General features: G+C 50.3%; 30 protein-coding genes. 12 read left to right on the top strand and 18 right to left on the bottom strand.

Annotated elements, in window-relative coordinates; all coding sequences use genetic code 11:
- Window positions 1–12: 12 nt before the first annotated feature.
- Genes csgG through csgD form a run of 4 tightly spaced genes read right to left on the bottom strand, consistent with a single transcriptional unit; the run spans window position 13 to window position 2,366 of the window.
- The gene (gene csgG, locus ACLJRE_RS04475) at window positions 13–846 is read right to left on the bottom strand and encodes a curli production assembly/transport protein CsgG (RefSeq protein ID WP_001137620.1); all 834 of its coding nucleotides are present in this window, start codon (window positions 844–846) and stop codon (window positions 13–15) included.
- 26 nt (window positions 847–872) lie between these two features.
- Window positions 873–1,289 carry a curli production assembly/transport protein CsgF gene (csgF, locus tag ACLJRE_RS04480; protein ID WP_001264073.1) on the bottom strand — a complete coding sequence of 139 codons (417 nt, stop codon included), beginning with the start codon at window positions 1,287–1,289 and terminating at the stop codon, window positions 873–875.
- A 26-nt stretch (window positions 1,290–1,315) separates the two neighbouring features.
- Window positions 1,316–1,711 (bottom strand): curli production assembly/transport protein CsgE, encoded by a 396-nt coding sequence (gene csgE, locus ACLJRE_RS04485; protein ID WP_000833305.1) that lies wholly within the window; start codon window positions 1,709–1,711, stop codon window positions 1,316–1,318.
- A 4-nt stretch (window positions 1,712–1,715) separates the two neighbouring features.
- Complete coding sequence (csgD, locus tag ACLJRE_RS04490) at window positions 1,716–2,366, bottom strand: biofilm master transcriptional regulator CsgD (RefSeq protein ID WP_000481517.1); 651 nt, start codon at window positions 2,364–2,366, stop codon at window positions 1,716–1,718.
- 754 nt (window positions 2,367–3,120) lie between these two features.
- On the opposite strand from csgD, the gene csgB reads away from it, so the two are divergent.
- The 6 genes from csgB (at window position 3,121) to ACLJRE_RS04520 (ending at window position 6,960) form a co-directional block, all read left to right on the top strand.
- Window positions 3,121–3,576: a curli minor subunit CsgB gene (csgB, locus tag ACLJRE_RS04495; RefSeq protein WP_000791656.1), complete on the top strand. Its 456-nt coding sequence runs from the start codon at window positions 3,121–3,123 to the stop codon at window positions 3,574–3,576.
- A gap of 41 nt (window positions 3,577–3,617) precedes the next feature.
- The gene (gene csgA, locus ACLJRE_RS04500) at window positions 3,618–4,073 is read left to right on the top strand and encodes a curli major subunit CsgA (RefSeq protein WP_000771416.1); all 456 of its coding nucleotides are present in this window, start codon (window positions 3,618–3,620) and stop codon (window positions 4,071–4,073) included.
- Between the two features lie 61 nt (window positions 4,074–4,134).
- The gene (csgC, locus tag ACLJRE_RS04505) at window positions 4,135–4,461 is read left to right on the top strand and encodes a curli assembly chaperone CsgC (RefSeq protein WP_000557256.1); all 327 of its coding nucleotides are present in this window, start codon (window positions 4,135–4,137) and stop codon (window positions 4,459–4,461) included.
- Between the two features lie 130 nt (window positions 4,462–4,591).
- A complete protein-coding gene (locus ACLJRE_RS04510) occupies window positions 4,592–4,912 on the top strand; it encodes a type 1 fimbrial protein (protein ID WP_000111254.1) in 321 nt (106 codons plus the stop codon).
- 85 nt (window positions 4,913–4,997) lie between these two features.
- The gene (ymdB, locus tag ACLJRE_RS04515) at window positions 4,998–5,537 is read left to right on the top strand and encodes an O-acetyl-ADP-ribose deacetylase (RefSeq protein WP_000203939.1); all 540 of its coding nucleotides are present in this window, start codon (window positions 4,998–5,000) and stop codon (window positions 5,535–5,537) included.
- Window positions 5,473–6,960, top strand: a complete 1,488-nt coding sequence (locus ACLJRE_RS04520) for a phospholipase D family protein (RefSeq protein ID WP_000976323.1) — start codon at window positions 5,473–5,475, stop codon at window positions 6,958–6,960. Before ymdB ends, ACLJRE_RS04520 begins: the two co-directional genes overlap by 65 nt.
- A 16-nt stretch (window positions 6,961–6,976) precedes the next feature.
- Here the strand turns inward: ACLJRE_RS04520 and mdoC are convergent, their stop codons facing one another.
- A complete protein-coding gene (gene mdoC, locus ACLJRE_RS04525; RefSeq protein ID WP_000100058.1) occupies window positions 6,977–8,131 on the bottom strand; it encodes a glucans biosynthesis protein MdoC in 1,155 nt (384 codons plus the stop codon).
- 271 nt (window positions 8,132–8,402) lie between these two features.
- Between mdoC and mdoG the strand changes: the two genes are divergently transcribed.
- The 3 genes from mdoG to ACLJRE_RS04540 all read left to right on the top strand — a co-directional run bounded on the left by mdoG (window position 8,403) and on the right by ACLJRE_RS04540 (window position 12,775).
- The gene (gene mdoG, locus ACLJRE_RS04530; protein WP_001562609.1) at window positions 8,403–9,938 is read left to right on the top strand and encodes a glucans biosynthesis protein MdoG; all 1,536 of its coding nucleotides are present in this window, start codon (window positions 8,403–8,405) and stop codon (window positions 9,936–9,938) included.
- Window positions 9,931–12,474, top strand: a complete 2,544-nt coding sequence (mdoH, locus tag ACLJRE_RS04535) for a glucans biosynthesis glucosyltransferase MdoH (RefSeq protein WP_001044607.1) — start codon at window positions 9,931–9,933, stop codon at window positions 12,472–12,474. The genes mdoG and mdoH overlap by 8 nt, the downstream gene beginning before the upstream one ends.
- Before the next feature lie 73 nt (window positions 12,475–12,547).
- Entirely contained in the window at window positions 12,548–12,775 is a 228-nt protein-coding gene (locus tag ACLJRE_RS04540) for a YceK/YidQ family lipoprotein (protein ID WP_001217832.1), read from the top strand.
- Here the strand turns inward: ACLJRE_RS04540 and ACLJRE_RS04545 are convergent, their stop codons facing one another.
- The 3 genes from ACLJRE_RS04545 to ACLJRE_RS04555 form a co-directional block, all read right to left on the bottom strand.
- Window positions 12,776–13,150, bottom strand: a complete 375-nt coding sequence (locus tag ACLJRE_RS04545; protein ID WP_000180050.1) for a MysB family protein — start codon at window positions 13,148–13,150, stop codon at window positions 12,776–12,778.
- Between the two features lie 81 nt (window positions 13,151–13,231).
- Window positions 13,232–14,446 (bottom strand): multidrug efflux MFS transporter MdtG, encoded by a 1,215-nt coding sequence (mdtG, locus tag ACLJRE_RS04550; protein ID WP_000075053.1) that lies wholly within the window; start codon window positions 14,444–14,446, stop codon window positions 13,232–13,234.
- Window positions 14,447–14,600: 154 nt separating this feature from the next.
- Complete coding sequence (locus ACLJRE_RS04555; protein ID WP_000163977.1) at window positions 14,601–15,521, bottom strand: Kdo(2)-lipid IV(A) acyltransferase; 921 nt, start codon at window positions 15,519–15,521, stop codon at window positions 14,601–14,603.
- A 219-nt stretch (window positions 15,522–15,740) separates the two neighbouring features.
- Here ACLJRE_RS04555 and ACLJRE_RS04560 point away from each other — a divergent pair, with 219 nt between their 5' ends.
- A complete protein-coding gene (locus ACLJRE_RS04560) occupies window positions 15,741–16,793 on the top strand; it encodes a rhodanese-related sulfurtransferase (protein ID WP_001144628.1) in 1,053 nt (350 codons plus the stop codon).
- A 51-nt stretch (window positions 16,794–16,844) separates the two neighbouring features.
- Here the strand turns inward: ACLJRE_RS04560 and ACLJRE_RS04565 are convergent, their stop codons facing one another.
- The 10 genes from ACLJRE_RS04565 to mdtH all read right to left on the bottom strand — a co-directional run bounded on the left by ACLJRE_RS04565 (window position 16,845) and on the right by mdtH (window position 24,253).
- The gene (locus ACLJRE_RS04565; RefSeq protein ID WP_000739886.1) at window positions 16,845–17,420 is read right to left on the bottom strand and encodes a YceI family protein; all 576 of its coding nucleotides are present in this window, start codon (window positions 17,418–17,420) and stop codon (window positions 16,845–16,847) included.
- On the bottom strand, window positions 17,417–17,989 hold the full coding sequence (locus tag ACLJRE_RS04570) for a cytochrome b (protein ID WP_001159782.1): 573 nt from the start codon (window positions 17,987–17,989) through the stop codon (window positions 17,417–17,419). The genes ACLJRE_RS04565 and ACLJRE_RS04570 overlap by 4 nt, the downstream gene beginning before the upstream one ends.
- A 261-nt stretch (window positions 17,990–18,250) precedes the next feature.
- On the bottom strand, window positions 18,251–18,364 hold the full coding sequence (locus ACLJRE_RS04575; RefSeq protein ID WP_001253282.1) for a YceO family protein: 114 nt from the start codon (window positions 18,362–18,364) through the stop codon (window positions 18,251–18,253).
- A 40-nt stretch (window positions 18,365–18,404) separates the two neighbouring features.
- Window positions 18,405–19,523, bottom strand: coding sequence for an N-methyl-L-tryptophan oxidase (solA, locus tag ACLJRE_RS04580; RefSeq protein WP_031601914.1), 1,119 nt, complete (start codon window positions 19,521–19,523; stop codon window positions 18,405–18,407).
- 112 nt (window positions 19,524–19,635) lie between these two features.
- The gene (bssS, locus tag ACLJRE_RS04585) at window positions 19,636–19,890 is read right to left on the bottom strand and encodes a biofilm formation regulator BssS (protein WP_000414441.1); all 255 of its coding nucleotides are present in this window, start codon (window positions 19,888–19,890) and stop codon (window positions 19,636–19,638) included.
- 289 nt (window positions 19,891–20,179) lie between these two features.
- Window positions 20,180–20,425, bottom strand: coding sequence for a DNA damage-inducible protein I (dinI, locus tag ACLJRE_RS04590; RefSeq protein WP_001217763.1), 246 nt, complete (start codon window positions 20,423–20,425; stop codon window positions 20,180–20,182).
- 73 nt (window positions 20,426–20,498) lie between these two features.
- Window positions 20,499–21,545: a dihydroorotase gene (gene pyrC, locus ACLJRE_RS04595; protein ID WP_000126587.1), complete on the bottom strand. Its 1,047-nt coding sequence runs from the start codon at window positions 21,543–21,545 to the stop codon at window positions 20,499–20,501.
- A gap of 103 nt (window positions 21,546–21,648) precedes the next feature.
- Window positions 21,649–22,209 (bottom strand): lipoprotein, encoded by a 561-nt coding sequence (locus ACLJRE_RS04600; RefSeq protein ID WP_000713053.1) that lies wholly within the window; start codon window positions 22,207–22,209, stop codon window positions 21,649–21,651.
- Between the two features lie 124 nt (window positions 22,210–22,333).
- Window positions 22,334–22,981 carry a glutaredoxin 2 gene (gene grxB, locus ACLJRE_RS04605; protein ID WP_023212473.1) on the bottom strand — a complete coding sequence of 216 codons (648 nt, stop codon included), beginning with the start codon at window positions 22,979–22,981 and terminating at the stop codon, window positions 22,334–22,336.
- A 63-nt stretch (window positions 22,982–23,044) separates the two neighbouring features.
- Complete coding sequence (mdtH, locus tag ACLJRE_RS04610; RefSeq protein WP_000092178.1) at window positions 23,045–24,253, bottom strand: multidrug efflux MFS transporter MdtH; 1,209 nt, start codon at window positions 24,251–24,253, stop codon at window positions 23,045–23,047.
- Between the two features lie 236 nt (window positions 24,254–24,489).
- Between mdtH and rimJ the strand changes: the two genes are divergently transcribed.
- Together rimJ and ACLJRE_RS04620 are read left to right on the top strand one after the other, a co-directional pair.
- Window positions 24,490–25,074, top strand: coding sequence for a ribosomal protein S5-alanine N-acetyltransferase (gene rimJ, locus ACLJRE_RS04615; protein WP_000468204.1), 585 nt, complete (start codon window positions 24,490–24,492; stop codon window positions 25,072–25,074).
- A gap of 35 nt (window positions 25,075–25,109) precedes the next feature.
- Window positions 25,110–25,757, top strand: a complete 648-nt coding sequence (locus ACLJRE_RS04620) for a YceH family protein (protein ID WP_000873047.1) — start codon at window positions 25,110–25,112, stop codon at window positions 25,755–25,757.

The following is a 25,757-nucleotide window of genomic DNA, read 5'->3' on the forward strand; positions in this document are numbered from 1 at the left end:
TTGTCGTATTCATCAGGATTCTGGCGGTACTGACAGCTCACGGTATTTCACCAGAATATCATTTTGCCTGTCCGCTTTATTCTGCAAATCCCACAGGCCGCGATCGATACCATCATTAATGAGGAAGATAACGCCGGTTTCAATGGCTGACATCAGACACAGCATCACCGGTTCGTTCGAGGTATAGCCGATTTCGCCTTCCAGTAAGCGCTGGTAATCAATAAAACGGAACACGCCTGCCTGTACTTCATAGGAAAGGATCGTTTTACTGGTGTTCACCGAAGAAAGGATCTCGCCCGTACTGACGTTAACCACGCGCAGGTTGACAGCAATCTGATCCAGCTGATACTGCGTATCGGCGCCAATACCGAAATATCTTGCGCCGACCCCGCCGGATTTGACATTACTTTCATAACCAATAATAGAACCTTCCACCATAATATTTGCCGCCGTCAGCGACTGAAGCGGGATACGGTTATTCATCGCCACGGTGCCGTTTTCCTGGGCTGCGCGAATAATTTTCCGTTCATTCAAAAGATTCTGTAAGCCTTGTCGTTCCAGCGGGATAAACCAGCGCGAATCTTTCAGCGCAGTGACCAACATAGCGGTGGCGCTCTGCGGCACAGCCGTGGAAAAGTTACTTGCCGGGTAAGGTTTAAATTGGCCCGTTTCATCCTGAATGTTATATACCGAAACAAAGATCTTACCGGTGGGAGCAGGTAAGTGCGTCAAATCTTTGTAACTTTGTGCGCGGGGCATTAATGTCGGTTTCGCAGCTTGTTTCGGCGGGGCAGTTAAGCATCCGCTCAACAATAAAACGGCAACCAAAATAAGTAAGCGCGGCATGATTTATATCCTTTAGTGACTGTAGCTTAAAAATCGGTTGACTGAGTTTGTAAACCTGACACTTCGATGGTCGAGGTTCTTCCCGTTTTTCTGTCCGTGACGTTGAGCTGGAGCTGTCCGTCGCGATTAGCGATATCGATAATAAAATCGTTGGTCACCATACGTCCTGGTTTCCCGGTATTAATATTGGTCAACAAGCCGCCCAGAATTTGCGATTGAATAGCCTGCGTAAAGTTATCCAACGCTGAGGGGGTTTCGATACCAAAATCGTTATCATAAGCGGGGTCTTTATATGAATTTTGCGCCTGGGCGCTGTTCAATAAAAAGGAACCGTTATTGGGGTTTCCACCAAAGTTAGGATTACGGAACTGGAACGTCATATTTCCAGCCCAGGTTAATGGCGAAAAAAGCATGAGCAGCACTACTGCATGTTTAACACGCATGACAGCCTCCGGATAAAAATCATGTTTTAGAATTCATCACGCGCTAAATCACTCGTACTTAATAGCGTTTGATCTATTTGTCGGCGATTTAATGCTTCCTCTGTTTGCGCTAATGCGAAGACGACGGTTTTCTCGAAGTCTCTTTTCATTGGAAATAAAAAGGTCTGGAAAATAACGTCCTGATTTACCGTTATGGTGATCCAGCTTCCCCAACGCGCACTGGGTCTTTCATTAATGGTCAGATTGCCGGTGTAGTCGCTTTCCCATTTGTCGCTGAATGCACGATAGAATTCATGTCCTATCGAAGAGACGGTATGGTCGGTTAACAATCCGGGAACCTCGACTTCAACTTCATTGGCATGCAGGTTTCCGGTAGCGAACAGTAACTCTGCTGCTACAATCCAGGTCAGATAGCGTTTCATGGCCTTACCGCCTGAGATTATCGTTTGCCCATGAAACTGCCTGGGTGCGATTTTTGACAGCTATCTTTTTGAAAAGATTATAAAGATGTGTCTTAACCGTATTCTCGCTGATAAATAGCGACCTGGCGATTTCATTATTAGAGGCACCAATACGTAACTTATTGAGGATCTCTTTTTCGCGATGAGTGAGTAATGCGGACTCGGTGCTGTTGTAGCGGTAATTTCCTGAGTGTGTAATCAGGTAACTGGCTAATTTTTGTGAAAAATAGCATTCGCCGCGCAGAATACCCTGTAATCCGCTGACCACGTGTTCCTGGTCTTCAGTGGCGTAAAACACGCCGTTAATATGAGGCCAGTTTTCAATTTCACGGTAGGGATAATCGTCAGGGGTATTTAACAATAATGTTTTTATATTATTGTTTTTGCGGCTTAAATTATCCTGCCAATAGTGGATAAGCTTCTTATCCGCTTCCATCATATCCATTAAAACAATGCAACCGGCTGAGATATCTTCCAGAGAACGTTGAATATTATGCAGTTTTCCGGTTATAGCCAGCGATTGCTTTAAATGTTGCAATAATGCCGTAGCTTGCAGAGATGGCTTTGTGATCAACAATAGTGTGTGACCATGACTACTATGGACTTCATTAAACATGATGAAACTCCACTTTTTTTAATCGCACATCTGACAGCTGCCCCCATAAAATAAAGGCACCAGAAGTACTGACAGATGTTGCACTGCTGTGGGTTGAAATAGCCCATTATCCAGAAAGAGAAAAATATTTACGAAAATACTTTTAACTGTTTTCAATCTAGCCATTACAAATCTTAAAGCAAGTGTTAAACTTGTAACAAGATGTAAAAATATATATTAAAATGTTGTTTTTGGGTTTTTTTGAAGTTTAGATTTGATAGTAAAGTTGTACATTTAGCTGTTATTGCATAGATTTAAAAAATCATACAAATTATAATAATTCATTGATTTTTAATCATTTTAATTATTGTAAGTCATGTTTTGATTTTATTTTTTCTTAAAATTTGAGACGTGGCATTAACCTGGACAGCACAAAGACAAAAAAAACGAAGTGTGTCACGTCTTGTGCGTATTGCCCCCCATGGGAAGCATAAGAACATCCCCATGGTGGCATAACACACACCAACACTTCATTTTTTGGGTGCGCGATACACTCTCTTCTGTGGCCAAAAATCAATTATAAAAAATCACATGGCTATCGTTTTATTAGCACTTTGGTATGAGCTTAAATAACAAAATACCACGCGTGGGTGAGTTATTAAAAATGTTTCCACGGACATACTCTTCATCGTAACGACGCGTTAACAAAAAACGCATGTCGCTAACAAAACAATAGATAGTTTTCGCTATGTACGACCAGGTCCAGGGTGACAGCATGAAAAACAAATTGTTATTTATGATGTTGACAATACTGGGTGCGCCTGGGATTGCAACCGCGACAAATTATGATCTGGCTCGTTCAGAATATAATTTTGCGGTAAATGAATTAAGCAAGTCTTCATTTAATCAGGCGGCCATTATTGGTCAAGTCGGCACGGATAATAGTGCCAGAGTACGCCAGGAAGGATCAAAACTATTGTCCGTTATTTCACAAGAAGGAGGAAATAATCGGGCGAAAGTCGACCAGGCAGGGAATTATAACTTTGCGTATATTGAGCAAACGGGCAATGCCAACGATGCCAGTATATCGCAAAGCGCTTACGGTAATAGTGCGGCTATTATCCAGAAAGGCTCTGGAAATAAGGCCAATATTACCCAGTACGGTACGCAGAAAACAGCAGTTGTAGTGCAGAAACAGTCGCAGATGGCTATTCGCGTCACCCAACGCTAATACCGTTACGACTTTTAAATCAATCCGATGGGGGTTTTACCATGAAACTTTTAAAAGTGGCAGCATTCGCAGCAATCGTAGTTTCTGGCAGTGCTCTGGCAGGCGTCGTTCCACAATGGGGCGGCGGCGGTAATCATAACGGCGGCGGCAATAGTTCCGGCCCGGACTCAACGTTGAGCATTTATCAGTACGGTTCCGCTAACGCTGCGCTTGCTCTGCAAAGCGATGCCCGTAAATCTGAAACGACCATTACCCAGAGCGGTTATGGTAACGGCGCCGATGTAGGCCAGGGTGCGGATAATAGTACTATTGAACTGACTCAGAATGGTTTCAGAAACAATGCCACCATCGACCAGTGGAACGCTAAAAACTCCGATATTACTGTCGGCCAATACGGCGGTAATAACGCCGCGCTGGTTAATCAGACCGCATCTGATTCCAGCGTAATGGTGCGTCAGGTTGGTTTTGGCAACAACGCCACGGCTAACCAGTATTAATTTAGCGTCTGCGCTAATAAAAAAACAGGGCGTAAGCCCTGTTTTTTTTCGGGAGGAAATTATGCATACTTTATTGCTCCTTGCCGCACTTTCAAATCAGATTACGTTTACCACAACTCAGCAAGGCGATATTTACACGGTGATCCCTCAGGTCACATTAAACGAACCCTGCGTCTGTCAGGTGCAAATTCTCTCTGTGCGCGACGGCGTCGGGGGACAAAGCCATACACAGCAAAAACAAACGCTATCTTTACCTGCTAATCAACCGATTGAGTTGTCTCGTCTTAGTGTAAATATATCTTCAGAGGACTCGGTTAAAATTATTGTTACTGTTTCGGACGGACAATCACTGCATTTATCACAACAATGGCCGCCTTCTGCACAGTAGTTTTTGATGGTGGCGGAAATGGATTGGCTGACCTGGGTATAAAGAGGCGATAAAAGCGTCTCATCGTCTCGGCATGTCGCTAAAAGGTAACGCCGAACCCTCGAGGATGACTAATCATTGAGGAGTTAACATGTCCGTAATCAAGAAAAATATCCCTGCCATAGGTCTGTGTATCTGCGCTTTTTTTATCCATTCTGCGGTAGGGCAACAAACGGTACAGGGCGGCGTTATCCATTTTCGCGGCGCGATTGTTGAGCCACTGTGCGATATTTCTACTCACGCCGAAAATATTGATTTAACCTGCCTACGTGAAGGTAAAAAGCAAATGCACCGGATTGACCTTCGGCAGGCATCTGGATTACCGCAGGATATTCAGTCCATTGCGACGGTGCGGCTGCATTATCTCGATGCGCAAAAAAGCCTGGCGGTGATGAATATTGAGTACCGTTAACGGCGGTGTCATAGATATAAAAAGAGCGACTCTGTTGAAAGCCCTGCTGTACACTTTGCAGATAAGGTGAGACAAAGGGGGGGTTATGACATCACGTCTTCAGGTCATACAGGGTGATATCACTCAACTTAGCGTCGATGCGATTGTGAATGCCGCTAACGCATCATTAATGGGCGGCGGCGGCGTAGACGGCGCGATTCATCGCGCGGCGGGGCCGGCATTGCTGGACGCCTGTAAACTCATCCGCCAGCAACAGGGCGAATGTCAGACGGGACATGCGGTTATCACGCCTGCTGGCAAGCTTTCGGCAAAGGCGGTTATTCACACAGTGGGGCCCGTCTGGCGAGGCGGCGAACACCAGGAAGCTGAGCTACTCGAAGCGGCATACCGGAATTGTTTACTGCTTGCCGAGGCGAATCACTTTCGTTCCATCGCTTTTCCGGCAATCAGTACCGGCGTTTATGGCTATCCACGCGCCCAGGCCGCTGAAGTCGCCGTCAGGACGGTTTCAGATTTTATTACCCGTTACGCTCTGCCTGAACAGGTATACTTTGTCTGTTATGATGAAGAAACTGCCCGGCTTTACGCAAGATTACTTACTCAGCAAGGCGACGACCCTGCCTGATAAAACACGCCTGGAGCGTGCCGTTGAACCGCTATGCGCGCGCCATCCCGGAGAGTGCGGCATTCTGGCGCTGGATAACAGTCTGGACGCTTTTGCCGCCCGCTACCGCCTGACCGAAATGGCGGCGCGGACGCTGGATGTGCAGTATTATATTTGGGAAGACGATATGTCCGGGCGGCTGCTCTTTTCGGTACTGCTGTCGGCGGCGAAGCGTGGCGTTCATGTTCGTCTGCTGCTGGATGATAACAATACGCCTGGTCTGGATGATACGTTGCGCTTGCTGGATAGCCATCCTAATATCGAAGTTCGTCTGTTTAATCCTTTCTCTTTTCGTACGCTACGCGCGCTGGGATATTTGACGGATTTTGCGCGGCTGAATCGGCGGATGCACAATAAAAGTTACACTGCCGACGGCGTAGTGACGCTGGTCGGTGGGCGCAACATCGGCGATGCCTATTTCGGCGCTGGCGAGGAGCCGCTATTTTCCGATCTGGACGTGATGGCCATTGGCCCGGTGGTCAATGATGTCGCCAATGATTTTGAACGTTACTGGCGCTGTAGTTCAGTGTCGACATTGCAGCAAGTATTATCCCTTTCTGAGCAGGAACTGACGCAGCGTATCGAACTTCCCGAATCCTGGTATAACGATGAGATCACCCGCCGCTATCTGCATAAGCTGGAAACCAGTCAGTTTATGGCGGATCTCGATCGCGGAACATTGCCGCTGATTTGGGCAAAAACACGCTTACTTAGCGATGACCCTTCTAAAGGCGAGGGGAAGGCGCAGCGCCATTCGCTTCTTCCGCAGCGATTATTTGACGTGATGGGCTCGCCGACTGAGCGTATCGACATTATTTCCGCTTACTTTGTCCCTACGCGCGCAGGCGTGGCGCAGTTGCTTAATCTGGTCAGGAAGGGCGTGAAGATCGCCATCTTAACTAACTCTCTGGCGGCCAACGATGTGGCGGTCGTTCACGCAGGGTACGCGCGCTGGCGAAAGAAATTACTGCGCTATGGCGTGGAGCTCTACGAACTGAAACCGACCCGCGAACATGAAACCGCCGTACATGATCGCGGACTCACCGGGAACTCAGGTTCCAGCTTACATGCTAAAACGTTCAGTATTGATGGTAGTAAGGTGTTTATCGGGTCGCTTAATTTTGATCCCCGTTCAACGCTTTTAAATACCGAAATGGGCTTTGTCATTGAAAGTGAAACGCTGGCGACGCTTATTCATAAGCGTTTTACGCAGAGCCAACGCGATGCGGCCTGGCAACTGCGGCTGGATCGCTGGGGACGAATTAACTGGATCGATCGTCAGCAAGAAGAGGAAAAGGTGTTAAAGAAAGAACCCGCTACGCGTTTCTGGCAGCGAGTTCTGGTACGGTTGGCGGCAATTTTACCTGTGGAATGGTTGCTGTGAACCCGCGCGCGGAAAACTACCCGATCGCGGCGCGGCTTTCTTGTTTTACCGGCGGTTTACCTGAAAAGAGAAATTTCAGGAGCGGGATGCGTAAATGAATTTCATACAGAATTAACGCAATACCCATAACAAATATCAGCCCGCACAAGAACCCGATCAGGTTGGAGGTGATATGCGGTGTAATATACGCGCCAAAGAAAAGCGTTAAGGGATGATGCACCAGATAGATAAACAGCGAAGCATTCACGAAATAGGTGACACGCGCGGACTGGAAGTTTAACAAGCGATGCCCCAGTGAGAATACCACGTTCACCATCCACAGCCCCATGACCATCGTAATCACGGATTCGGTTTCGTACATCCAGGCGTCGCCGCTCCCATAACGTTGATTCAGCAGATACGCGATAAAAGCAACGGCAGCGCCTAAAGTGCATCCGCGTGAGGGCGTGGTGAAGCGCGCTTTCAGATCGGGGTGAATGAAGGCCAACGCGCCGAGAATAAAAAATGGCACATAAAATAGCGTTTGCATCACAATAAAATTGAACATGCCGTCACTGAGGATTGCTGGATATACGATGAAAATAATGCGCCTGATAGCGGCGTAAGCGATCCCCAGCAGGAAAAAAATAAGCGAAAGTTTGGCCAGTGAAATAGCGGCGGGACGAGGCTTGCTTGTTTCCTGCCTTTTTTGGAACCAGGTAAAAATCCCGATGCTGACTGTGGTTAATATCACCAGCACCAGTAAAAACCACAGATGTGAAATGAGTTCCCACGCTAACGTATTATATTTTTCATAGGCAGAGAGTGTAGGCCAGTTCTCTGTTTTCTCTTTGACATATTGCAACAGGATAAATTGCGGCAAGGTAAGCAAAGGGATTGCGGTAAGCATGGGAATACCCACACGTTCTACCCGTACTTTCCACCAGCGTTTTAACGGATAACGTAAAAACAACATGTACGAAAAATAACCAGAAATAACAAAAAACACCTGCATACGAAAAGCGTGGATAAAATCGTTAAACAGGGTTAGCCACCACGATGGCGCGGCGCTATTGACATGCCAACTGTGAGTGGAATAGATCAACGAGATATGAAAGGGAATCCCTAACAACATCAGCCATGCGCGGATAGAGTCAAGAAAATATTCGCGCGGCGCGGGTACAGAGCTCATATAAGGTCACGTATTCTCAGATTTTTCACCTTATCCATAAGGCGAATTATAGTTACATTCGGTAGCAACCCTACACCAACTCCGACAACCTGTCTCCAGGATAAGCACGCAAAGTGAAAACAGGCGCGGGAGGTGCTTAATCCATGAGCCAGCGCGCTGAACAAAGCCTGGATTCAGTTGTCGTAATGCCTGATTATCCATTAAAATGGATCGGATCGATATAAGCACACAAAGGGGGAAGTGCTTACTTATTATGAAACATAAACGACAAATGATGAAAATGCGTTGGTTGGGCGCAGCTATTATGTTAACGCTCTACGCATCATCGAGCTGGGCGTTCAGTATTGATGACGTGGCAAAACAAGCTCAATCTTTAGCCGGGAAAGGCTATGAGGCGCCTAAAAGCAACTTGCCCTCCGTTTTCCGCGACATGAAATATGCGGATTATCAGCAGATCCAGTTTAACAGCGATAAAGCCTACTGGAACAACTTAAAGACCCCTTTTAAGCTCGAATTTTACCATCAGGGGATGTACTTCGATACGCCGGTCAAGATTAACGAAGTGACGGCGACGACGGTCAAAAGAATCAAATACAGCCCGGATTACTTCAATTTTGGCAATGTTCAGCATGATAAAGACACGGTAAAAGATTTAGGCTTCGCCGGGTTCAAAGTCCTGTACCCCATCAACAGTAAAGATAAGAACGACGAAATCGTCAGTATGCTTGGCGCCAGCTATTTCCGCGTGATCGGCGCAGGCCAGGTATATGGCTTATCTGCGCGCGGCCTGGCGATTGATACCGCCTTACCATCTGGTGAAGAGTTTCCCCGCTTTCGCGAGTTCTGGATTGAGCGTCCAAAACCCACCGATAAGCGTTTGACCGTCTATGCATTACTCGATTCTCCGCGCGCGACCGGCGCTTACCGTTTTGTGATCATTCCTGGCCGCGATACCGTGGTGGACGTGCAGTCAAAAGTCTATCTGCGCGATAAAGTAGGCAAGCTGGGCGTTGCGCCATTAACCAGTATGTTCCTGTTTGGGCCAAACCAGCCGTCGCCGACGACCAACTATCGTCCGGAACTGCATGACTCGAACGGCTTATCCATTCATGCGGGTAATGGCGAGTGGATTTGGCGTCCGCTGAACAATCCAAAACACCTCGCGGTGAGCAGCTATGCGATGGAAAACCCTCAGGGATTCGGCCTGTTGCAGCGCGGCCGCGAGTTCTCGCGCTTTGAAGATTTAGACGATCGCTACGACCTGCGTCCAAGCGCCTGGATTACCCCGAAAGGCGACTGGGGCAAAGGTAAGGTTGAACTGGTTGAAATTCCGACCAATGATGAAACCAACGATAACATCGTCGCTTACTGGACTCCGGATCAATTGCCGGAACCGGGTAAAGAGATGAACTTCAAGTACACTCTGACCTTCAGCCGCGATGAAGATAAACTTCATGCGCCGGATAATGCCTGGGTGCTGCAAACACGCCGCTCAACGGGCGACGTTAAACAGTCGAATCTGATTCGCCAGCCCGACGGCACTATTGCCTTTGTGGTGGATTTCGTTGGTGCCGACATGAAAAAACTGCCGCCGGATACGCCTGTCGCTGCGCAAACCAGCATTGGCGATAACGGTGAAATCGTTGACAGTAATGTACGCTATAACCCAGTCACTAAAGGCTGGCGTTTAATGCTGCGCGTGAAAGTCAAAGACGCGAAGAAAACCACGGAAATGCGTGCCGCATTGGTGAATGCCGATCAGACGCTAAGTGAAACCTGGAGCTACCAGTTACCTGCCAATGAATAAAACAACTGAGTATATTGACGCACTGCTGCTTTCTGAACGTGAGAAAGCGGCATTGCCGAAAACTGACATCCGCGCCGTACATCAGGCGCTGGATGCCGAGCATCGGACTTACTCGCGAGAAGACGATTCACCGCAGGGTTCCGTAAAAGCCCGCCTTGAACACGCCTGGCCGGATTCATTGGCGAAGGGGCAGTTAATTAAAGATGATGAAGGGCGCGATCAGTTGCAGGCTATGCCAAAAGCGACGCGCTCTTCGATGTTTCCCGATCCCTGGCGAACCAACCCGGTTGGCCGTTTCTGGGATCGCCTGCGTGGGCGGGATGTAACGCCGCGCTATGTTTCTCGTCTGACAAAAGAAGAGCAGGCGAGCGAGCAAAAATGGCGTACCGTCGGCACTATACGCCGCTATATTTTGTTAATTTTGACTCTGGCGCAAACCGTTGTCGCGACCTGGTATATGAAGACCATTCTGCCTTATCAGGGATGGGCGCTCATCAATCCTATGGATATGGTGGGGCAGGATATTTGGGTCTCCTTTATGCAGCTCCTGCCCTACATGCTGCAAACCGGTATCCTGATTTTGTTTGCCGTGCTGTTCTGCTGGGTGTCAGCCGGATTCTGGACGGCGCTGATGGGCTTCCTGCAACTGCTTATCGGGCGCGATAAGTACAGCATCTCCGCGTCTACGGTTGGCGATGAGCCCCTCAATCCGGAACACCGGACGGCGCTGATCATGCCTATCTGTAATGAAGACGTTAGCCGCGTTTTCGCCGGTCTGCGCGCGACCTGGGAGTCCGTTAAAGCCACAGGCAACGCCGCGCATTTTGACGTCTATATCCTTAGCGACAGTTATAACCCGGATATCTGCGTGGCGGAGCAAAAGGCGTGGATGGAGCTTATCGCGGAAGTGCAGGGCGAAGGCCAAATTTTTTACCGCCGCCGCCGCCGCCGTATGAAACGCAAAAGCGGCAATATTGACGATTTTTGCCGCCGCTGGGGCAATCAGTACAGCTATATGGTGGTGCTGGACGCGGACTCAGTGATGAGTGGCGAGTGTCTGAGCGGGCTGGTGCGCCTGATGGAAGCGAATCCAAACGCCGGGATTATCCAGTCTTCGCCGAAAGCGTCGGGGATGGATACTCTGTATGCCCGCTGCCAACAGTTCGCGACCCGTGTTTATGGGCCGCTGTTTACCGCCGGGCTGCACTTCTGGCAGTTGGGGGAGTCGCACTACTGGGGGCACAATGCCATTATCCGCGTGAAGCCGTTTATCGAGCACTGCGCGCTGGCGCCGCTGCCGGGAGAAGGTTCGTTCGCCGGATCGATTCTTTCCCACGACTTTGTGGAGGCGGCGCTAATGCGTCGGGCAGGGTGGGGCGTCTGGATTGCCTACGATCTTCCCGGCTCCTATGAAGAGCTGCCGCCAAACCTGCTGGATGAGCTTAAACGCGACCGCCGCTGGTGTCACGGCAACCTGATGAACTTTCGTCTGTTCCTGGTGAAAGGAATGCACCCGGTGCATCGCGCCGTGTTCCTGACGGGGGTAATGTCATATCTGTCCGCGCCGTTATGGTTCATGTTCCTCGCGCTTTCTACCGCGCTGCAGGTCGTTCATGCGTTAACAGAGCCGCAATATTTCCTTCAGCCGCGCCAGCTTTTTCCGGTCTGGCCGCAGTGGCGTCCGGAACTGGCAATCGCGCTGTTTGCGTCAACGATGGTGCTGCTGTTCCTGCCGAAGCTGCTCAGTATTATGCTGATCTGGTGTAAAGGCACCAAAGAGTATGGCGGTTTCTGGCGCGTTACGCTGTCGCTGTTGCTGGAAGTGCTGTTCTCCGTATTGCTGGCGCCGGTGCGTATGCTGTTTCATACCGTGTTTGTGGTCAGCGCGTTTCTCGGCTGGGAAGTGGTCTGGAACTCACCGCAACGCGACGATGATTCTACGCCGTGGGGAGAAGCCTTTATGCGTCACGGCTCTCAACTGCTGCTGGGGCTGGTCTGGGCGGTGGGTATGGCGTGGCTGGATTTACGCTTTCTGTTCTGGCTGGCGCCGATTGTCTTTTCGCTGATTCTGTCGCCATTTGTTTCGGTGATCTCCAGTCGTTCAACGGTAGGATTACGCACCAAACGCTGGAAGCTGTTCCTGATCCCGGAAGAGTATTCGCCGCCTCAGGTGTTGGTCGATACCGATAAATATCTGGAGATGAATCGCCGCCGTATTCTGGACGATGGCTTTATGCATGCGGTATTTAACCCGTCGCTGAATGCGCTGGCGACCGCGATGGCCACCGCGCGTCACCGCGCCAGTAAGGTGCTGGAAATAGCCCGCGATCGTCATGTGGAGCAGGCGCTAAACGAAACGCCGGAGAAACTGAATCGCGATCGGCGTCTGGTTTTGCTCAGCGATCCGGTGACGATGGCGCGTTTACACTATCGGGTCTGGAATGCGCCAGAGAGATACTCTTCCTGGGTAAACCATTATCAGTCTCTCGTCCTGAATCCGCAGGCGTTGCAGGGACGAGCATCGTCAGCGGGATAAGGTCTTCAGGTCTGGAGTGAGGTGAAAAATACCGGCGTGATGCCGGTATTTTTATAGTGAAATGAGGTATCAGGTGCGTATATTCGCGGTGAGCATAATGGTGATTACCCTGAGCGGCTGCGGCAGTATTATCAGCAGAACGATCCCCGGACAAGGACACGGCAACCAGTATTACCCTGGCGTGCAGTGGGATATGCGTGATTCCGCATGGCGCTATATCACTATCCTCGATCTGCCCTTCTCACTGATCTTCGATACACTGCTACTGCCGCTCGATATTCACCACGGGCCTTATGAGTAATTAACGCTCATCCCATTCGTCTGCCGCAGTACGGCCTTCCTCGGTATCAAGCGGGGGTTCAAGCTGGAATTCCCCTTCATCCCATTCATGCAAGGTATTCTCTTCCTGCCATTCCTGGCGGATCTCTATCTCATCATAATCGCCGTCAAACACGCTCTGCGCGGCTTCACCACTCAGCATCGGCAGACATTCGCCATCTTCACCTTCATCGGCGAAAAATTCGACCTGCCACATGATGTCCCCATCCTGCAGTACATATTTCTGAACGTTGAACTGCTGCACATTCGCTTCATCTTGTTCGAGGCCTGGATGGTCAGCCAGAAATTCTTCCCGGGCTGCATCGATAGCTTCTTCCAGCGTGGCATACATGGTCATCAGTGTCTCCCTTTGATTTGACGAGGTATTTAGGGAAAGAATAGCTGATTCTGTGATATTGCAAGTATGAAAGCGCAAAAATCATTCTATTGCCAGTCTGCGCCGTCGTAAGCTGTTCCATGAATAGATAGCATTGAACAACACCACGCCTGCCGTGACGCAGAAGACGGCGCGGAAGCCATAGCTCGCGGAAATTGCGGCGCCCATGAGAGGGCCGGTGACGTTGCCGATATCGCGGAAAGATTGGTTGTAACTGAATATGCGCCCGGCTATCTGGTTGGTAGAGTTGTAAACCAGCAGAGTTTGAACGGCTGGCAGCAGCGCGCCATCCGCCGCGCCAAGCAGAAACCGCAATAGCGCGAGCTGCCACGGCGTTTGCACAAAAGACATTGGAATCAGCAGCAGTACGGAAATAATCAGCGCGACGATAAGGATCTTTTCCGGGCCAATTCTGTCGCCGAGCTTGCCGAGTCGGGGGGCGCTAAGTAATGCCGCCACGCCGGGAACGGACGCTATCATCCCGCTAATGAACGCAATATTACTGACATTTCCCGCGAGTTCGCGCACATAGAGCGTCAGGATGGGCGCAATAGACCCCGTCGCCACCTGAATAATCAGCGTGGTGACAAACAGGCTTAACACCAGGCGGGGATTTTTTAACGAGGCGACCACTTCCCGAACGTGAAGCATCTCTTTTTTGCTCACCGGCAGGAAATTCTCGCGAATAAAAAAGAAGGTGAGCAGAAAACAGATAAACAACACGCTGGCGGTAATAAAAAAGACCGGGCGAAGGCCGTAATGGTCGGCGAGCAGACCGCCCGCAAGTGGGCCAAGCAGAGCGCCGCTGACGCCGCCAGTAGAGAGCGTCCCTAACGCCCAGCCGCTTTTATGGCGCGGCACCTGAGTGGCGATGAGCGCATTGGCGTTGGGAATAAATCCGCCCAGCAGGCCTAATAACGCGCGGAGGATCAGAAATTGCCAGATATTTTGCGCCATGCCCATTAACAGCATCACAATGGCCATGCCGAGAGCGGAACGCAACAGCATAATCTTACGCCCTTTACGATCCGCCAGACCGCCCCAAAAAGGGGAAGCGATAGCTGAAAAGAGGAACGTAATACTAAAGACCAGCCCGGACCACATGTTGAGCGCGCTATGGCCTGTTACGCCGAGTTGCTCAACGTAGAGAGGGAGAAAAGGCATGACCAGACTGAATGCCGCGCCGGTTAAAAAACAGCCCAGCCAGGTAACGGTTAGATTGCGTTTCCAGTTTATGGGGACATCAGAGGGTGACATAGCGTTCCACAGTATGATGCGCGGTTTGCGCTATCATCAATTTAATTATGAGCGTACTAATTATAATTATGCGCCGACCTTACCAGCCTCGCAATGTGGGGAGCTTTTAAAGCTAAAAGAGGGGAAAAATTGCAGCCTGACGGCTGCAATCCTGTCAATAGCGCGATGGTACGCCTTCAGGGCGAGTTTTAAAGCGGCGATGCAGCCACATATACTGCTCTGGTGCCATCATAATGCACTGCTCGACAATTTTATTCATCCATGCGGCAGTCGCTTCTGCGCTCTCCAGCGGAGGCGAATATTCCGCAGGAAGAATGATCAGTTCGTAGCCTTTCCCATCGGGTTTACGGCGAGGCACGAAGGGGATAATACAGGCTTTAGACATGCGCGCGAGCATCCAGGTACCGGAGGTCGTGGCAGCCTGGTCGACAGCGAATAATGGTACAAAAACGCTGGCGCGCGGGCCATAATCGTGATCCGGCGCATACCAGATCAATTCGCCGCTTTTCAATGCCTTAACCATGCCTTTCAGATCTTTGCGATCCAACATCGATTTATTGGAGCGTAAGCGTCCCCAGGTCTGTAACCAGTCGAGCAACGGATTATCATTCGGGCGATAAACTCCAATACCCGGGTTATGCATACCAAACATGCGGGCGCCAAACTCAAGGGTAAGGAAATGTATTCCTACCAGAATGAACCCCAGTCCCTGCGCCTTAACTTCACGGATATGCTCCAGACCGCTCGCTTCCATCCAGCGGTTCACTCGCCGATCGGGCCAGAACCAGGCCATGCCGGTTTCCATCACGCCCATACCGACGGATTCAAAGTTTTTGACCACCATGGTGTGGCGTTCCTGCGCGGTCATTTCCGGAAAGCATAATTCAAGGTTGCGATAGGCGATTTTTGCGCGGCGTTTCATTACGCGTCGCGCCAGGTGGCCCAATGCGCAACCCAATTTATAGATGACCGGGTAGGGGAGTTGCACGACCAACCAAAGCGCGCCTATACCCAACCAGGTTAACCAATAGCGCGGGTGCAGTAAGGCCACGGAGAACTTAGGCAACTTCGTCATTTCTATCCTGTCTTTCAACGAACAATTCCCCGTATTCTCGCATCTTTTTGCGTTGAGCAAAAATATGTAGCAAGAGAGTGGCGATTAAATCGACAATTGTTGTTAATTATTTAGTGTAAAGCAGGAAATGTAGCGCAAAATGTGTGGATGTAAATTGGCGAGACTTGCCTTATCATGCCTGCCCACTTTATTTTTTGCTGATTGCAGGATACGTACACCATGCCAGTGTTACACAACCGCATCTCTAATGACGAGCTGAAAGCCAAAATGCTGGCGGAAAGCGAGCCGCGTACGACAATTTCTTTTTATAAATATTTCACTATCGCCTCGCCGCAACAGACGCGGGACGCGTTGTATCAGGTGTTTACGGCGTTGGACGTTTTTGGTCGCGTTTACCTGGCGCATGAAGGCATCAATGCGCAAATCAGCGTGCCGCAAAGCAAGCTCGAGACGTTTCGTCAACAGCTTTATACGTTCGACCCCGCGCTGGACGGGCTGCGTTTAAATATCGCGCTGGAGGATGACGGAAAGTCATTTTGGGTGCTGCGTATGAAAGTTCGCGACCGTATCGTCGCTGACGGTATTGACGATCCGACTTTTGACGCCAGTAATGTCGGCGATTATCTGAAGGCGGCAGATGTGAATGCGATGCTGGACGATCCTGACGCGGTCTTTATTGATATGCGCAACCACTATGAGTATGAAGTCGGCCATTTCGAAAATGCTCTGGAAATCCCGGCGGATACGTTTCGTGAACAGTTGCCAAAAGCGGTTGAAATGCTGCGGGAACATGCAGATAAAAAGATAGTGATGTACTGTACCGGCGGTATTCGTTGTGAGAAAGCCAGCGCCTGGATGAAACACAACGGTTTCAATAAAGTCTGGCATATTGAGGGTGGCATCATTGAGTACGCCCGTCGCGCGCGCGAGCAGGGGCTTCCCGTTCGCTTTATCGGCAAAAACTTTGTATTTGATGAACGAATGGGCGAACGAATCTCGGATGATATTATCGCGCATTGCCATCAGTGCGGCGCGCCCTGCGATAGCCATACCAACTGCAAAAACGACGGTTGCCATCTGCTGTTTATTCAGTGTCCGCAGTGCGCCAGTAAATTTAACGGCTGCTGTAGTGAACAATGCTGTGAAGAGTTGGCCTTGCCGGAGGAAGAACAGCGCCGACGTCGCGCGGGTCGCGAGAACGGCAACAAAATTTTTAATAAATCGCGTGGTCGGCTTAATAGCAAACTGAGCATTCCCGATCCGGCTGAGTAATATTTTGCCGGATAGCAGCGTAAAGGCCGCTATCCGGCATTTCGCCAGGCGTTACTTCTGCTGAACGCCTTCTACTGAGATGATAAGCTCAACCTCTTGTGAGGCCGGGCCGAGATCGGTAGTTATATTGAAGTCCTTCAGCTTAATTTTTCCTTCGGCCTCAAAGCCCGCGCGCTTACCGCCCCACGGATCGTCGCCCTGGCCCATCAGCTTTGCTTCCAGCGTCACCGGTTTAGTCACGCCATTGAGCGTCAGATTGCCGGTAATATCCAGTTCATCGCCCTCTTTTTTCACGCTGGTAGAGGTGAAGGTTGCCTGCGGGAATTTCGCAACATTAAGAAATTCCGCGCTACGCAGGTGTTTGTCACGTTCGGCATGGTTAGTGTCGACGCTATTGGTGTTAATGGTCACGTTCACTTTGTCTGCCGACGGATTTTTTTCATCAAAAGTAAACGTGCCGTCGAAATCTTTAAAGGTGCCGTACAGCCAGCTGTAGCCCAGATGCTGGATGCGGAAATTGACGAACGCATGTTGGCCTTCTTTATCAATTTTATACTCCGCCGCCACGGCGGAACCGGTCGTGAATAACAAGGATGCGAGGGTGAATCCCAGCAGGTTTTTTTTCATTTTTGAGCTCCATAGTCAGATGACGACATTCCTGTCATACGTTTCAGTGTGTCGTCTTTATCGATGAAATGGTGTTTTAGCGCCATAACCCCATGCGAGAGCGAGATAATGACCAGCGACCAGGCAAACCACAGATGCAGCGTTCCGGCGATGTCAGCCTGCGCGCCCGCGTCCGTAAGCGTGGCCGGAATCTCAAACCAGCCAAAGACGCTAATCGGTTTACCGTCGGCGGTGGAAATCAGGTAGCCGCTAATGATTATCGCAAAGAGCAGGAGATACAGGAGGAGATGACCTGCGGCGGCGCCAGCGCGCGTTAAACGGGAATAGCTGGTCAACGCAATGGGCGGCGGAGAATAAAGCCGCCAGATAATACGCACGATCAGCGCCATCATCAGTAATATGCCAATACTTTTATGTATTTCCGGTGCCTGGTGATACCAGCCGTCGTAATAACTGAGCGTGACCATCCATAAACCCAACGCAAACATGCCATAGACCACCAGGGCGGTCAGCCAGTGGAGCGCGGCGGAAACCACGCCATAACGCTGTGGAGTATTTTTAAATTGCATAAACACACCAATCAATATTTCACGAGAGAATGAAAATGGCGTGGAAAAGCGCCGAATGCAACTTATAAATAAGAATTTGAATGATATTTATTTTTATTTCAATAATTTTGATGTTGTTTGCGGTTCAGCTTCAGAAGTTTCGAGATATTTCCCCCTGATAACCGCGCAACGACAGGAACTGGCATTATTGCCGTGCTTAACGTTATGAAATAAAAAGCGAGGAACTTTCAGGAAGTGTCAGTTAACGTCAATGAAAAGCAATCAAAAGAAAAGGAGATAAACAATATCCATCACCGCCAGCAGCGACCAAAGAATAACATAAAGCATGAAATGTTCGCGAATATTATTCATCAGAAAATGAAAGAGACGACGCATAGCTTACCTTAATAAACAGCCCCTTTACGGGGCCGACAAATTATTGGCTAAAACGGGAAAGCCGGAACGGCGTCAGATCAAAGGAGGGCGTTTTTCCCAACGCAAAATCCGCAGCGATTTCTCCTAACACCGGGGCGAATTTAAAACCATGTCCGCTGAGTCCAGTGATGACAAGCGTATTCTCATGGCCAGGCAGCGTATCGATAATAAAATCCTCGTCCGGCGAATAATCATAGGTACATGCCGCCCCATGTAAACAACCGCCGATACCCGGCAGTACATTACGCAAGAAAGGAAATGCTTCCGCGCCATCGCTGGCAACGGCGGCAAAGGGCTTGCGCTCTTCCGGAGCCTGTATTAGCTGTCCGCCATTGTGTTTGCCGATTTTTAACTCGTCGTTCTCCGCCGGGAAACCGTAATATTGATCGCCGTTGGGCATTTCGCCGGTAAAGGCCGGAAAGCGGTTTTTAGTGCTGTAACGTCCATCCGCCTTAAACCAGGCAAAAACTTTACGTACGGGCTGAACGGGCAGCTCCGGTACCAGCGCTTTTACCCAGGTGCCCGCGCTAATTAGCGCCTTGCTGGCGTGGTAGCTGCCTTCACTCGTCTCTATCGTCACACCGTTATCATCATGGTGAATATGGCTTACCGGGCTGTTGAATAGCTGTGCGCAGCCAGCCTCTCGGGCCAGACGAAGCCATGTGGTAATGGCTAATTCGCTGCGCAGGAAACCGGAGTCAGCTTCAAACAGCCCGATATAATTATCGGGCACGCGAATTTCCGGCCAGCGCGTCATGAGGGCCGTCGCGTCCAGGCGCTCGACGTTCAATTGCCACTGTTGCGCGCTTCGTGCGACGTTGGCTAAGAAAGCGGAATCGGCCGGGCCGAGGTTAACGACGCCGGAGCGGACAAAAATAGGCTCTTCATTGTGTGTGGAGAGTTCATCCCAAAGCGCCTGGGCGCGAAGCACCAGTGGGACATATTTTTCGCCTTCACCATAAGCGTGGCGGATAAGTCGGGTATCGCCGTGATGGCTGCCCTGTTGATGAGGCGGCATATGCGCATCGGTCATCAGGACCTTTAGCCCGGCGCGGGTGGCGTAATAACCAGCGGCGGCGCCAACCGAACCGCTGCCGATAATAATAAGGTCGTATTTCATCAGCTTCTCTCTGCTATCGCGATGATTTCAGGGTAAATAACTGCGCTGAGATATACAAGCCAGAAATAAGTGAGGCACCTTACGGTGCCTGAGAGAGGGGGAGCGCGTCACGCTAATGGCGACGATACTCGTTTTCCTGGTAATCACCTGATTCTATTTTGGCGATGCCGGCTTCTAATATTGAAATAAATTGCCTGGCTACATCTGTCGTTAACCAGAGCGTTTGACCAACTTCAGTCCCTTCCGGTTCCGGACGATTTGGGGTCTGGTAGTGTAAACGCAGCATCAGCGCATCATAGCTATCGACGGTGCTGATGTCCCATCCTACAAGCGGATGGGTCTGAATGACTTCATTATTCTTTTCCATCATGCCCCCCTGGTACGTGTTATAAGACAACGGTTCTCGAGGTTCAATGCGTGTTTTTCTTCTGAAGCAACTTCAGTATACCAATTAATAAGGCTATTCACTGCGTTTTTAAAGAGACCGGAGGATAAATTTCTCTTTTTAAGAATTATATGAACAATAAAGCGGCAGTTCATTCATATTTTTTTAGGATGTTGTGCAATTATTTTGAGGGTCAGGCGAAATATTCATCAGTTGCGCAAATAAAAAAGCCGGGGCGACCCGGCAAACATACATCACTGCATATCATTTTTTATTCATTGATGAACCAGTCATCAGCGCTCTCCCAGGTCTCCTGGAGAATCTCGCTAATGCGTTCTTTGTCCTCTTTTGATGCGCCAATGACGGACAAGTTGTTGGCGGTAGCGTAACGTACGGTGACGTTACCCAAGTTCTCAGGAAAATGATGGCTAATACGACGGGAGAGTTCGCCCGCCAGCGCATCAATCGCACCGGCAGGCAGAGGTGACGTTTTGGCTATAGTGACTTCAATACGCATAATGGCCCCCTGTTGAATATACTGGATATATATACAGTTAAATCCAATATATAGCAACAAGTAAGCGCATTTTTTATTTTTTTACTGACCAGCGTACTGTTTCACCCGCTAAAAAAGGCACCAGCGAATCATCAGCCAGCGCGATATTTTCCGGTACCTGTTGTTCATCGCGAACCAGTTCCACCCACCCCGTATTCACCGGCAGGCCATAGAATTGCGGGCCATTCAGTGAACAGAACGCTTCAAAGTGCGCCAGCGCGTTCATTTCCTCAAACACGGCGGCATAACTGCCAAGGGCGGAGGGGGCGTTGAAACAACCAGCGCAGCCGCAACTGGTCTCTTTACGATGACGTGAATGCGGCGCTGAATCCGTCCCCAGGAAGGCGCGCGTAAAACCACTGGCAACCAGTTCGCGTAACGCCTGCTGGTGAATATTGCGTTTCAGAATCGGCAGACAGTACAGGTGAGGACGAATGCCGCCAACCAGCATATCATTACGGTTAAACATTAAATGTTGAGGCGTAATGGTAGCCGCCAGGTAGTCGTTGCCGTCACGGACATACTGCGCGGCATCTTTGGTCGTGATGTGTTCAAAGACCACTTTAAGCGCGGTCAGACGCTGGCGTAGCGGTTCCATTACGGTGTCGATAAAACGCGCTTCGCGATCGAAGATATCAACATCCGCATGGGTCACCTCACCGTGGACCAGTAATGGCATTCCGAGTTTTTCCATCCGCTCCAGTACCGGCATGATAGCGTCGACTGACGTTACGCCATGACTGGAGTTAGTGGTGGCATTGGCCGGGTAAAGCTTTGCCGCAGTAAACACGCCTTCATGGAAACCACGCTCCAGTTCATCGGCATCGAGCGAATCCGTTAAATAGCAGGTCATTAACGGCGTGAAATCATGCCCGGCGGGCACCGCATCGAGAATACGCTGGCGGTAGGCGATCGCTGCATCAACGGTCGTGATGGGGGACGCCAGGTTCGGCATCACGATAGCGCGACCATAAATTTCGCTGGTATAAGGTACGACCGTTTTTAACATGTCGCCATCGCGAAGGTGAACATGCCAGTCGTCCGGGCGGCGGATCTTTAAAACCTGGGATGGTGCAGTCATTAATAAGCTCCGGCTGAGGAATAGTCTTTTTGCCGGAAACAAAGGATAAGCGGAAACGTTTTCGTTTGCACGTAAAAAAAGGGCGCGAGCGCGCCCTCCGAAATCAATTGGTGAAAGGAATAACGATTTCACCAGGTTTAACTTCAATGCCTTTCGCGAGTTTCTTCGCTAACGCTTCGCCTTTACTGCTGTCCTCACGCAACACGTAAGCGGGCTGCTGGTTAAAGTAGCTACGTAAAGACTGATTTAAATAAGGCAGGAGCGTTTGTAGCACTGATTGCATTTTCTCCGGCGTCACGGTGGCGTCTACTACTTCCATCTCCTGAAGATAGATGGCGCCTTTTTCTTTATCAAAGGCCGGCAGGGCTTTTAGCTTGAGTTTCATCGTCGCTTTTTGACTGCCAAACAGGGAATTCATATCCAGCCTGGCATCGCCAGTAAGGGTGACTTTATTAGGCTCTTCCCGACCAATCTGGCTGGCAAGGTTAGTCAATACGATATGCGCGTCGGCAATGCCGGGCAGACCAATATCTTTTGAGAAATTATTCCGTTTTTCAAGCGCTTGATTGATTTCTTGTTCGCTAATGGTGTATTGAGTAAGTTGATTACAACCCACTAACAGGCCGCTAACTACCAGCGCAGCGGCAAAAAAAAACTTTTTCATGGCGTTCCTTAGCATGTTGCCTGTGCCCTAATCTTGACACAAAGCAGCATGTCGCGCCAGCGGACATGGCGCCACTAGAAAAAGCTGAAAAAGGCGGCAAGAAAGGGTTGCCGCCTGGCGGGCGTTAGATAGCCATTGAGGAGAGTAAATTAATTTGCGTCTGCTTTGCCATATTATCGCGATAGTCCGCGACTTTTGTCGGCCAGTGAATACCGGCGACCAGCGTCAGATTACGCAGAAGCGGAAACAGATGAATATCATCTTCCGATAATTCGCCGTTAACGGCGTTAGGCTGTACGATGAGTTTCTCCAGCAAACGTAAATCATCGCCGATCTTTTTAATCAGTCCGGCAGAGTGCGCAAGATGGTTGTCAAAACTGCCAGATGAGGCTTCTTTTTTGCGGATAAAATACTGGCGCGCCGCAGGGGTAGAAAATTCATCGAAAGCGGATTTTGCAAATCGCGGCAGCAGTAGCTGATTAACGTAACCGTTAACTTTGCGCAACCACTCCTCAATGGCTGGATTGCGTTTCCCGGTTAACAGCGGTTTGCCGTCGAGGTTGTCGACATAATGTACAATATCCATACTTTCAGGAAGGTAGCGACTATCATCTTTTTGCAGGATGGGCACCATCTTTTGACCAATCATCCGGGTGGGCGTCGCCTCGTCGTCATTTTGTAACACGTTAAGTTCAACGGGGATGTTCTTCAGGCCGAAAATCATGCGGGCTTTAACGCAGAAAGGGCAATGATCGTAAATATAAAGCTTCACGTTTCTCCTCCATTTGACTGTCGGTTCCTGACCAGTATGGAGGAGATAGCGACAGGTATCAAATCAGGCACCGGGTTCCAGCATCCGGCGCGGCGTGCGTTTATGACTAAATTGCCAGCCTAAAGCCAAAAAGGTGATAAAGCCGATAATACCGAGCATCATCCACGGTAGTTCAGGCTGCGCAAGCGCTTTACCCATATCAAACAACCAGCCGCCGCCGATATAACCAATCGCGCCGCCAATGGCTAATCCCAGACGGCTAAAGCCCATATAGCTTCCCCGCGCCCTCGCGTCCGCGAGCGACGCGCTGAGCGTTTCGCGCGCCGGTTCGGCGATAACCGAGCCGATGTAGAAAGCGCAAATAAGCGTAAAAAGCTGTTGTAAATTGCCCACCATCCCGATGGGGAGCATGCTCAGCGACATGACGAGCAAACCGGCCATCAGCCGATGCTCCAGCCGAAAACGCTTTTCGCTCCAGCGGGCAATCGGGTAGAGCAACGTCAGCGAGAGACACGCCTCAATAGCGTACATCCATTTCACGGCAGCAGGCGAACCGGCGATATCGTTTACCATAATCGGCAGCATTAACATGACCTGTACCGCCAGCATATAATAGCCCGCCAGCGTCAGCACGTAGGTGACAAACCTTTTATCGCTCATGACGCGGCGCATTCCTTCACGCACCGGCGTTCTGACCGTTGATAGCTTCCAGGCCGGAAGCAGCCATGCATTGAAAAGGGCGCATAATATGAACAAAATAGCGCCTGTCGCGCAGACCAGACGAAAATCGTATTGTAGCAACCAGCTTCCCAGTAGCGCGCCAATCACCGCACCCGCGCTGTCCTGCATCATCAACAGAGAGAAGAAGCGGCCCCGTTGCTCCGGACGAATTAATTTGACCACCAGCGCTGAGCGCGGCGGGTCGAAAAGCGTACCGCCGAGACCGGAAAGAAAGCAGGAAAACCACAAGAGCCAGGGCTCATGCGCGATACCCATAGTGGCAAAGCCGGCGGCGCGCATCAGCATACCGGTGACAATCATCGGTTTCGCGCCAAAGCGATCGGCGATGGCGCCGCCAAAAATGCCCAGACCTTGTTGAATAAACTGGCGCAGGCCGAGCGCGATCCCTACCATTACGGCAGCCCACCCCATTTGATCGACAAAGCGAATAGAGATGAGCGGGAAGACGACGAAAAAACCCAGCACCACTAACATGTTATCGATGAGAAGAAAATATTTACCCAGGTTCCTCGCCTGCGAGACGCGCGACATTTCCCCTCCCGGGAAATAAAAGATGAGCGTCTTCTATTCTGCGGCGGCGTTTCGTTTTTTCCTACCGTTAGCGGGACAATATTTTTTTATCAAAAGTCCTTTTTAATCGAGAGTTTTCATCAAAATGTGGCAGCAATTCAAAAAATGACGATTTGCGCTTTTCACAGAGCCTGGTTGCGCAGGTATAGTAATGTTACTGGCGTGCTGAAGACGTTACAGGAAGGAGTAGGTATAGAATGTTTGGCTATCGTAGTAACGTGCCAAAAGTGCGCTTAACCACCGATCGTCTGGTGGTACGTTTAGTGCATGAGCGTGATGCCTGGCGTCTGGCCGATTATTACGCGGAAAATCGTCATTTTTTAAAACCCTGGGAACCGGTCCGTGATGAAAGTCATTGTTATCCTTCAGGATGGCAGGCGCGTCTGGGAATGATCGGTGAATTTCACAAACAGGGCTCCGCCTTCTATTTCGCGCTACTTGATCCGGAAGAAAAAGAAATTATCGGCGTGGCGAATTTTTCCAATGTGGTGCGCGGTTCTTTTCATGCCTGTTATCTGGGCTATTCCATTGCGCAGAAGTGGCAGGGGCAGGGGCTGATGTTTGAAGCCTTAACCGCTGCGATTCGCTATATGCAGCGCACTCAGCATATCCACCGTATCATGGCGAACTATATGCCGCACAACAAACGTAGCGGCGCGTTGCTGGCGCGGCTTGGCTTTGAGAAAGAAGGCTATGCGAAAGATTACCTGTTGATTGATGGACAATGGCGCGACCATGTCCTGACGGCGTTAACCACGCCGTTATGGACGCCGGGGCGTTGAGCGGCTTACGGAATGAGAGGCAAAGGGAGAAAACGATGAAATATGAATTAACCGCCACTGAAGCGCGAGTGATTGGCTGTCTGCTGGAAAAGCAGGTGACAACGCCGGAACAGTATCCGCTTTCCGTCAACGGGGTGGTGACAGCCTGTAATCAGAAAACCAACCGTGAACCGGTGATGAACCTGACGGAACAAGAGGTACAAGAACAGCTCGATAACCTGGTGAAACGCCACTTTTTGCGTACGGTCAGCGGGTTTGGCAACCGCGTCACCAAATATGAACAGCGTTTCTGTAATTCCGAATTTGGCGATCTGAAACTTAGCGCGGCGGAAGTGGCGCTTGTCACTACGCTGCTGCTGCGCGGCGCGCAAACGCCCGGCGAGTTGCGTAGTCGGGCGTCGCGGATGCATGAATTCAGCGATATGGCGGAAGTTGAATCCACGCTGGAACGGCTTGCCAGTCGTGAGGACGGCCCGTATGTCGTCCGTCTGGCGCGTGAACCGGGTAAGCGCGAAAGCCGTTATATGCACCTTTTTTGCGGCGACGTCGATGAACTGTCTCTCCAGACGTCTGCGCCGGAAAGTGCGTCGGGCGATCTTCAGTCGCGCGTCGAAGCGCTGGAAAGCGAAGTGGCGGAGTTAAAGCAGCGGCTGGATTCTTTGTTAGCTCACCTGGGGGAGTAA

Origin of the sequence: Salmonella sp. SAL04157 (assembly GCF_046551635.1) — a bacterium.
In the GTDB taxonomy this organism is placed as follows: Bacteria; Pseudomonadota; Gammaproteobacteria; order Enterobacterales; family Enterobacteriaceae; genus Salmonella; species Salmonella enterica.